General features: G+C 68.6%; 5 protein-coding genes. 1 reads left to right on the top strand and 4 read right to left on the bottom strand.

Annotated elements, in window-relative coordinates; all coding sequences use genetic code 11:
- Positions 1-218: 218 nt before the first annotated feature.
- Positions 219-1,313, top strand: coding sequence for a DUF5694 domain-containing protein (locus IAE58_RS19240; RefSeq protein WP_199934536.1), 1,095 nt, complete (start codon positions 219-221; stop codon positions 1,311-1,313).
- Positions 1,314-1,482: 169 nt separating this feature from the next.
- Here IAE58_RS19240 and IAE58_RS19235 read toward each other — a convergent pair whose 3' ends face one another.
- The 4 genes from IAE58_RS19235 to IAE58_RS19220 all read right to left on the bottom strand — a co-directional run bounded on the left by IAE58_RS19235 (position 1,483) and on the right by IAE58_RS19220 (position 7,546).
- On the bottom strand, positions 1,483-1,704 hold the full coding sequence (locus IAE58_RS19235) for a hypothetical protein (RefSeq protein WP_199934537.1): 222 nt from the start codon (positions 1,702-1,704) through the stop codon (positions 1,483-1,485).
- Between the two features lie 68 nt (positions 1,705-1,772).
- Positions 1,773-3,185, bottom strand: a complete 1,413-nt coding sequence (locus IAE58_RS19230) for an efflux transporter outer membrane subunit (RefSeq protein WP_199934538.1) — start codon at positions 3,183-3,185, stop codon at positions 1,773-1,775.
- Positions 3,172-4,335 (bottom strand): efflux RND transporter periplasmic adaptor subunit, encoded by a 1,164-nt coding sequence (locus IAE58_RS19225; protein ID WP_199934539.1) that lies wholly within the window; start codon positions 4,333-4,335, stop codon positions 3,172-3,174. Before IAE58_RS19225 ends, IAE58_RS19230 begins: the two co-directional genes overlap by 14 nt.
- Entirely contained in the window at positions 4,328-7,546 is a 3,219-nt protein-coding gene (locus tag IAE58_RS19220) for an efflux RND transporter permease subunit (RefSeq protein WP_199934540.1), read from the bottom strand. Before IAE58_RS19220 ends, IAE58_RS19225 begins: the two co-directional genes overlap by 8 nt.
- Positions 7,547-7,780 lie beyond the last annotated feature (234 nt).

Genomic DNA, 7,780 nt, shown 5'->3' with positions numbered 1-7,780 from the left:
CCGCGGCGCCGCCGCCCCCCCCCCCCCCCCCCCCCCCCACAAAAAAAAACCCCCCCCCCCCCCCCCCCGACTCTACAACGGCAGTGTCGCGCACACGCCTTGAACCTGCGATGCATGCCAGGCCCAGAAGGTTTACATGACCTTCGGGAGATATGTCTACCGGCATGCACTGGCAGGCTCTGCGCTTCCACGGAAGCCACCTCGTTCAAGGAGATTGCATGCTGCGACCACTGCGTTGTCTTGCCCTGTTGTCACTGTGCGGTGCCAGTGCCCTGGCCGCTGCCGACGACGGGCACTACCGCCCCTCGTTCCACCCCGATCAACTGAAGGGTCCGCCCGCCGGACGGGTGAACGAAGTGCTGGTGCTGGGCAGCCCGCACCTGTCCGGCCTGCCCGAAGCGTTCAAGCCTGCGCAGCTGGAACCGCTGCTGGGGCGCCTGCAGGCCTGGCGGCCCACCGCCATCGCGGTTGAGAACGTGTCCGGCCTGCAGTGCGATTTCATGCGCCGCAATCCCACCCGCTATGCCGACAGCGTCAAGAGCTACTGCGTTGACACCGCCCCGGCACAGGCTGCCACCGGCATGGATGTACCCACCGCCAATGCCGAGATGGAGCGCCTACTGGCGTCCTGGCCGAAGGCGCCGACGCCGGCACAGCGTCGCCACCTGGCCGCCGTGTTCCTGGCCGCCGGCGAGCGCGGTTCGGCCATCGTGCAGTGGCTGCGCCTGCCCACCGCCGAACGACGCGCGGGCGACAGCCTGAGCGCGGAACTGGTCGAGTTCCTGGACGCCCGTGCGGCACGCAAGGACGAAGTCAGTCTGGTCGCCGCCGAACTGGCCGCACGCCTGGGCCTGGAACGGCTGTGGTCGGTGGACGACCATACCGCCGATGCCCCTACCCCGCAGGCACTGCAGAAGGACTACGCCAAGGCGATCCGCGCGGCGTGGAACACCTCCGCCGGGGCAACACGGCGGGCGACCTACGACCGCCTGTACGCCGATGTCGCAGCGCCTGACGGGCTGATGGCGATCTACCGCAACGACAATGATCCGGCCACCGCCAGGCTGGTCTATGACAGCGACTTCGGCGCAACGCTGGTGGAACCGTCGCCGCAGGGTTTCGGCCGCAATTACCTGGGCTACTGGGAAACCCGCAACCTGCGGATGGTCGCCAACATCCGCGACGTACTGGGCCAGTACCCTGGCACGCGCATGCTGGCCATCGTCGGTGCGTCACACAAGTGGTACTACGAGGCCTACCTGGACCAGATGCACGATGTGCAGCTGGTTGATACCGCACCGCTGCTGCGCTGAGGGCCGCGTAACCGTGGCGTCGAGCGTGCTCGACGTCGCGCTCCGTAGAGTCGAGCTTGCTCGACTGCTTTTCCCGAAGCAGTCGAGCAAGCTCGACTCTACAACGGCGGGTTCAAGCACGTTCGACGATTCAACCGCGGGTTCAAGGCACCGTCGAGCAAGCTCGACGCTACGAACGGCTGCGCCGGGCCAGCATCGCGCTGGCCGCCACGATGCACCCCAGCGTGACCAGCAGCGCACTCACCACGCCCCATTGCAGCACCGGCCCCAGCGCCTGGGCCTGCGGATCGATGCGCAGCTGTTCCAGCCGCAGCCAACCGGCCAGCGCCAGCACCCAGCCAATGAAAGCCGGCGCGTAGGCGCCGATGGTGTTGCCGATCCAAGCATTCATGCCGTACTCCCGTGAGAACTGCGATGGCGGCATTGTTCCGCCCCGCCCTCTCACAGGTTGAGACACCCTCAGTCGCGCGCGTCTGCCGCCACCGACCAGCCCCCGCCCAGGGCCGCCATCAGGGCGGCACTGGCCTGCAGCTGGCGGTTCTGGATGTCCTGCAGCCCCAGTTGCGCCTGCCGCGCGTCGGTCTGCGCGGTCACCACGTCCAGATAGCTCACCGCGCCACCGGCGTAGCGGTTACGGGCGATCTGCTCGGTACGGCGGGCGGCCTGCACGGCCTCTTCCTCGTGGCCGCGCTGGTCGGCCAGTCCGTGCAACTGCACCAGCTGGTCCTCCACCTGACGGATCGCCGCCAGCACCGTGGCCCGGTACTGCGCCGAAGCCGCATCGAATTCGGCATAGGCCTCGGCCTTGGCGGCCTTGCGCCGGCCGCCGTCGAACACCGGCAATGCCGCCAGCGGGCCCAGCGCCCAGTAGCGGTTGCCGGCATCCAGCAGCGCGCTGCTGCCCGAGGTCTGGCCACCGAACAGGCCGGTCAGGCTCAGCTGCGGGAACCATGCAGCGCGCGCCACGCCGATACCCGCGTTCGCGGCGAACACCCGGCGCTCGGCAGCGGCAATGTCCGGGCGCTGCTGCAACAGGGCGCTGGGCAGATCGGCGGGCACCTGCGGCAGGGTCGGTGCCTGTGCCACCGCCCCCACGCTGAAGCCACTGGCCGGCGCCCCCACCAGTTCGGCCAGCGCGTGCCGCAGCATGGCCTGGTGCACCTGCAGCGCATCCAGATCGGCCTGCGCACTGGCCAGCTGATGGCGTGCGCGCGCCACATCCAGTTCTGACGCGATCTCGCCCTGGAAGCGGTCCTGGGTCAGGCGCAGCGCCTGCTGGTAGTCGTCGATGCTGTCGCGCAGGATGACCTGCTGCGCCTCGGTGTTGCGCAGTTGCAGGTAGGTGGCGGTCAACTGCTGGGACAGGCTGAGCCGTGCCGCGGCCAGGTCATCTGCACTGGCCTGCGCGCGCGCATGCCCGGCCGCCGCCGCGTTGCGCAGCCGGCCCCACAGATCCAGATCGAAGGACAGCGAGAACGTGGCCGCATTGCTGTCATACACCGCTGGCTGGGTGGCACTGCGCAGCGGCTTGTCGTCTGACTGGCGCTGGCGCATCGGGCCGGTACTGAAACCGACCTGGGGTGCGCGTGCGGAGGCCGTCTCGCCTGCGGCAGCGCGTGCGGCATCGTAGTGCGCCACGGCCAGCGCCAGATTCGGGTTGGCCTGCCGCAACTGCACCTGCAACCGGTCCAGCACGGGGTCGTTGAATGCCCGCCACCAGTCCTGCGCCAGTGCCGGGTGCGCCGCAGCAGCGGTCGGCTGCTCGTAGGCGACCGGCACCTGCACCGCAGGCACCTGGTAGGTTGGCGCCAGCGAACACCCGGCCAGCAGCAGCGCCAGCGACACAGCGACGCCGGTCTCAATCGCGCGCATGGACCGGCTCCTTTGCTGCGGCCACCACGCGCACGTGATCGCCCTCGCGCAATGCATCGGGTGGGTTCGGAACCAGGCGCTCGCCGGCCTTCAGGCCGTGGTCGATGCGCAGCGTGGCGCCCAGGTCGCTGGCGATATGGATGTCCCGCAGATGCACCACGTCGTGCGCATCCAGCACCGCCACCTGGGTGCCGTTGGCACGGAAGATCAGCACGTCGTCCGGTACGCTTACGCCGTCGGTGCCACCCTGCAGCGGCAGGGTCACCTCGGCATAGCTGCCGGGCAGCAGGGCACCGTCGGCGTTGTCCACTACGAATTGAGCCAGCAGCGTGCCCGAGCTGCGGTCGATCGCGCTGGAATCACCCTGCAACGTGGCGGTGAAATGGCGGCCGGCCAGACCCGGTACCTGCAGCGTGGCCTGCAGTCCCGGCTGGATGCTGGCCGCACTGTTCTGCGGCACCGGCACCATCAGCCGCAGGCGGCGGGTATCGGCAATGTTGAACAGTTCGCGGCCACTGTCATCGGCGCGGATCAACTGGCCCACGTCGGTCAGGCGCGCGGTAACGGTGCCGTCGAAGGGCGCGCGCAGCGTGCGGTAGCGCCCCAGTTCCTGCAGCCGCGCATAGTCGGCCTGCGCCGCTTCCACGCTGGCCTGCGCGGCCACGGCATTGGCCTGCTTCTCATCGGCTTCCTGGCGCGATACCGAGTGGCTGCCCAGCATGCCCTGCCAGCGCTCGGCGCTGACCTTGGCCAACGCTGCATCCGCCTGCGCCTGCAGCAGGTGCGCATGTGCCTGGGCAATCTGCTGGTCCAGTTCCGGGCTGTCGATCACCGCCAGCACCTGGCCGGCCTTCACCGACTGGCCGATATCGGCGCTCCAGGATTTCAGGTAGCCCCCCACGCGCGCGTGGATCGGCGCCTCGGTCCAGGCCCCCAGGTGCGCCGGCAGGGTCAGCGTGCCCGCTTCGCCCTGCGCACCGGCGGTGACCACCTGCACGGCCGGTACGGCCTGCCGTTCGGTCCACTCGCCCACCGCATGGGCCTGCTGCGCACGCAGCGCCAGGCCAGCGGCCACGACCGCCACGGCAATGGCAGCCCCCAGGATCAGACGGCGGCGCAGCGGCGCCTGCGGCAAGGAAGCATCAGACATGCAGGGGCTCTCCGGCGGGGGCGGTTTTGGACTTGCGGGAATGGGCCAGGGCAAACACCACCGGCACGAACAACAGGGTGGCGCAGGTCGCCAGCAGCAGGCCACCGATGACAGCACGACCCAGCGGCGCGTTCTGTTCGGTGGACAGTGCGGTCGGCAGCATGCCCAGGATCATCGCCAGCGCGGTCATGCAGACCGGGCGGAAACGGGTAAAGCCGGCTTCGAGTGCGGCCTTTGCGGCATCGCCGTGCTCAGCCAGGCGCTCGCGGCAGAAGCTGACCACCAGGATGGAGTTGGCCGTGGCCACGCCCATGCACAGGATGGCACCGGTCAGTGCGGGCACCGACAGGGAGGTGTGGGTCAGGAACAGCATCCACACGACGCCTGCCAAGCCGGCCGGCAGCGCGGTGATGATGACGAACGGATCGGTCCACGACTGGAAGTTGATGACGATCAGCAGATAGATCAGCACGATCGCCGCCAGCAGGCCGTAGCCCAGGCCGGTGAAGGCCACATGCAGCGCATCGATCTGACCATGCAGGCCGACCTCGGTGCCGCGCGGGCGCTGGCTGGCCATGCCGTCGATGACCTTCTGCACATCGGCAGCCACCGCACCCAGATCGCGGCCCTGCACGCTGGCGTACAGGTCCAGCGTGGGCTGCACGTTGTAGTGGCTGACCACCGCCGAGCTGGAACCGCGCTGGATCTGCGCCAGGCCGCCCAGTACCTGCGGCGTGCCACTGCTGCCGGTCACCGGCAGTGCCTGCAGCGCGGCCAGGCTGTCCATGCGGTACTGCGGGGTGGCGGCCACCACGCTGTAGGAGATGCCGTTCTTCGGGCTGAGCCAGAACGTGGGCGCCACCTGCCCGCTACCGGCCAGCGAGGCCACCATGCTGTTGGTCACATCGCGTTCGGTAATGCCCAGCCCGTTGGCACGCAGGCGATCCACGTCCACCTGCAGCGTCGGGTAGCCGTCCGGCTGCTGCAGGCGCAGATCCACCAGCCCCGGCACATGCCGCAGGCGGCGCTGCAGTTCCTGCGCATAGGCGCGGTTGCCGGCGGCATCGGGCCCGGCAATGCGTACATCCAGCGGCGCGGGCGAACCGAAGTTCAGGATCTGGCTGCTGGTATCGGCCGGCAGGAAAGCAAAGCTGGTGCCGGGGAAGGCCGACGGCAGTACTTCGCGCAGGCGCTTTTCATACGCAGCAGCATCGCCGTGGCCCGGCTTCAGCGAGACCTGGATGTCACCGTCCTGCGGCCCGATGGTGCCGCTGGCGCTGTAGGCCATGTTGATGCCGGTCATCGGCAGGCCCAGGTTGTCGACGATGGCGTCGATCTCGTGCGGCGGCACCACCTGCCGGATGCGCGCTTCGATGCGGTCGAAGGCCGCTGCGGTTTCCTCGATGCGCGTGCCCAGCGGCAGCCGCACGTGCAGCGACAATGCACCGGCTTCGGTGGCCGGGAAGAAGTCCTGGCCCAGGGTGGGCAGCAACGCAAAGGACACCAGCACGCAGGCCATGAAGCCGACCAGGAAGCGTCGGCGGTTGGCCAGGGCCAGCCCCAGCAGCGCGTGATAGCGATCGCGCACGGCAGAGAACCCGGCCTCGAAGCGCTGCTGCCAGCGCACCAGCATCGCGGCCAGACGTGCGCGGCGATGCTGCGGGTGGTCGCCCTCATGGTGGTTCAGGAAGGCATCCTCGGGGTGGTGCCCCACGCCCCCTTCCACCCGGTGCGGCTTCAGCAGGTACAGCGCCATGGTCGGCACCAGGGTGCGCGACAGCACGAACGAACTGGCCATGGCGAAGATCACCGCCAGTGCCATCGGCCGGAACAGATAGCCGGCGATGCCGTCCAGCAGGAACATCGGCACGAACACGATGCAGATGCACAGCAGCGACACGAACGCCGGGCCGACGATCTGCGCGGCGCCGTCCAGGATCGCCTCGCGCACGCCCTTGCCCTGCTCCAGGTGCCAGTTGACGTTCTCGATGGTGACCGTCGCATCGTCCACCAGGATGCCCACCGCCAGCGCCAGGCCACCCAGGGTCATCACGTTCAGCGTCTGCCCCGCCGCCGACAGCAGCGCGATGGCCGACAGCACCGCCAGCGGAATGGACGCGGCGATGATCACCGTCGAGCGCCAGCTGCCCAGGAACACCAGGATCATCACGCTGGTCAGCAGCGCGGCAATGATGCCCTCGCGGGCCACGCTGCCGATCGATTCGCGCACGAAGGTGGAGGCATCGCCCAACAGCGAAATCTTCAGGGACGGCGGCAGGGTCTCGCTGATCTGCGGCAACATGTCGTGGATGCGGCTGACCAGGGTGAGCGTGGATGCATCGCCGTTCTTCAGGGCGGCCATCAACACCGAATGGCCGCCGTTCACCCGCACGATGTTGGTCTGCGGCGGTGAGCCGTCACGCACGTGCGCCACCTGGCCGATGGTCACCACTGCACCGTTCACCGTGCGGATCGGCAGATCATTCAGCGCCTGGATGTCACTGGGGCTGTTGTTGAGCAGCACGGTGAATTCATTGCTGCCCAGCTTGGCCGTACCCACCGGGGTGATCTGGTTCTGCGCTGCCAGCGCGTTGCCCACGTCCTGCGCCGACAGGCCCTTGGCGGCCAGCGCCTGCGGATCCAGGTCCAGGGTGATCTGCCGCTGCTTGCCGCCGTAGGGCGCGGGAATGGCCAGGCCGGCAATGGAGGTGAGCGGTGGGCGCACGCTGTTCTGCGCCAGGTCGCGGATCTGCGATTCACCCAGCGTGGGGCTGGAGAACGCCATCTGCAGCACTGGCACGGTGGAGGCGCTGTAGTTGAGGATCAGCGGCGGGGTCATGCCGGCCGGCATCTGCTTGACGATGGTCTGCGAGATGGCGGTGATCTGCGCATTGGCCGTGCGGATATCCACGCCCGGCTGGAAGAACACTTTGACCACGCCCATGCCGGCCAGCGACTGCGATTCGATGTGCTCGATATCGTTGACGGTGGTGCTGAGCGCGCGCTCGTAGGGCGAGATCACGCGCCCGGCCATCGCATCGGGCGACAGGCCGGTGTACTGCCAGACCACGGCCACGACCGGAATGCCGATATCGGGAAACACATCGGTGGGCGTGCGCAGCGCGCTGAGCGGGCCGACGATGCAGATGAAAATGGCCATCACCACGAAGGTGTAAGGCTTGTTGAGCGCGGTCCTGACCAAGCCGAGCATGCAGCTCTCCAACAGTGCCACTGCCCACCGCGGGCAGCGCAGGCCGTGAAGTATCCGTGCTGGCGCCTAAAACAAGGCTGTGCCGCGCATGAAACATATTTCATGAAAGGGGTGTTCGGCAGGGCTGCGCCCTGCACCCGCTACGGGCAACAGCAAGAGCAACGTCAACAGCGGGCCCTCCGTGGGTGGCGGGGGGGGGGGGGGGGGGGGGGGGGGGGGGGGGGGGGGGGGGGG

Source organism: Stenotrophomonas sp. S49 (assembly GCF_016624905.1).
Lineage (GTDB): Bacteria > Pseudomonadota > Gammaproteobacteria > Xanthomonadales > Xanthomonadaceae > Stenotrophomonas.
This window is presented reverse-complemented; position numbering and strand designations above follow the sequence as displayed.

Excerpts from the sequence above, each read along its gene's own strand:
- IAE58_RS19235 (WP_199934537.1), bottom strand. The coding sequence starts at position 1,704 with ATGAATGCTTGGATCGGCAACACCATCGGCGCCTACGCGCCGGCTTTC.
- IAE58_RS19220 (WP_199934540.1), bottom strand. The coding sequence starts at position 7,546 with ATGCTCGGCTTGGTCAGGACCGCGCTCAACAAGCCTTACACCTTCGTG.
- IAE58_RS19225 (WP_199934539.1), bottom strand. The coding sequence starts at position 4,335 with ATGTCTGATGCTTCCTTGCCGCAGGCGCCGCTGCGCCGCCGTCTGATC.
- IAE58_RS19240 (WP_199934536.1), top strand. The coding sequence starts at position 219 with ATGCTGCGACCACTGCGTTGTCTTGCCCTGTTGTCACTGTGCGGTGCC.
- IAE58_RS19230 (WP_199934538.1), bottom strand. The coding sequence starts at position 3,185 with ATGCGCGCGATTGAGACCGGCGTCGCTGTGTCGCTGGCGCTGCTGCTG.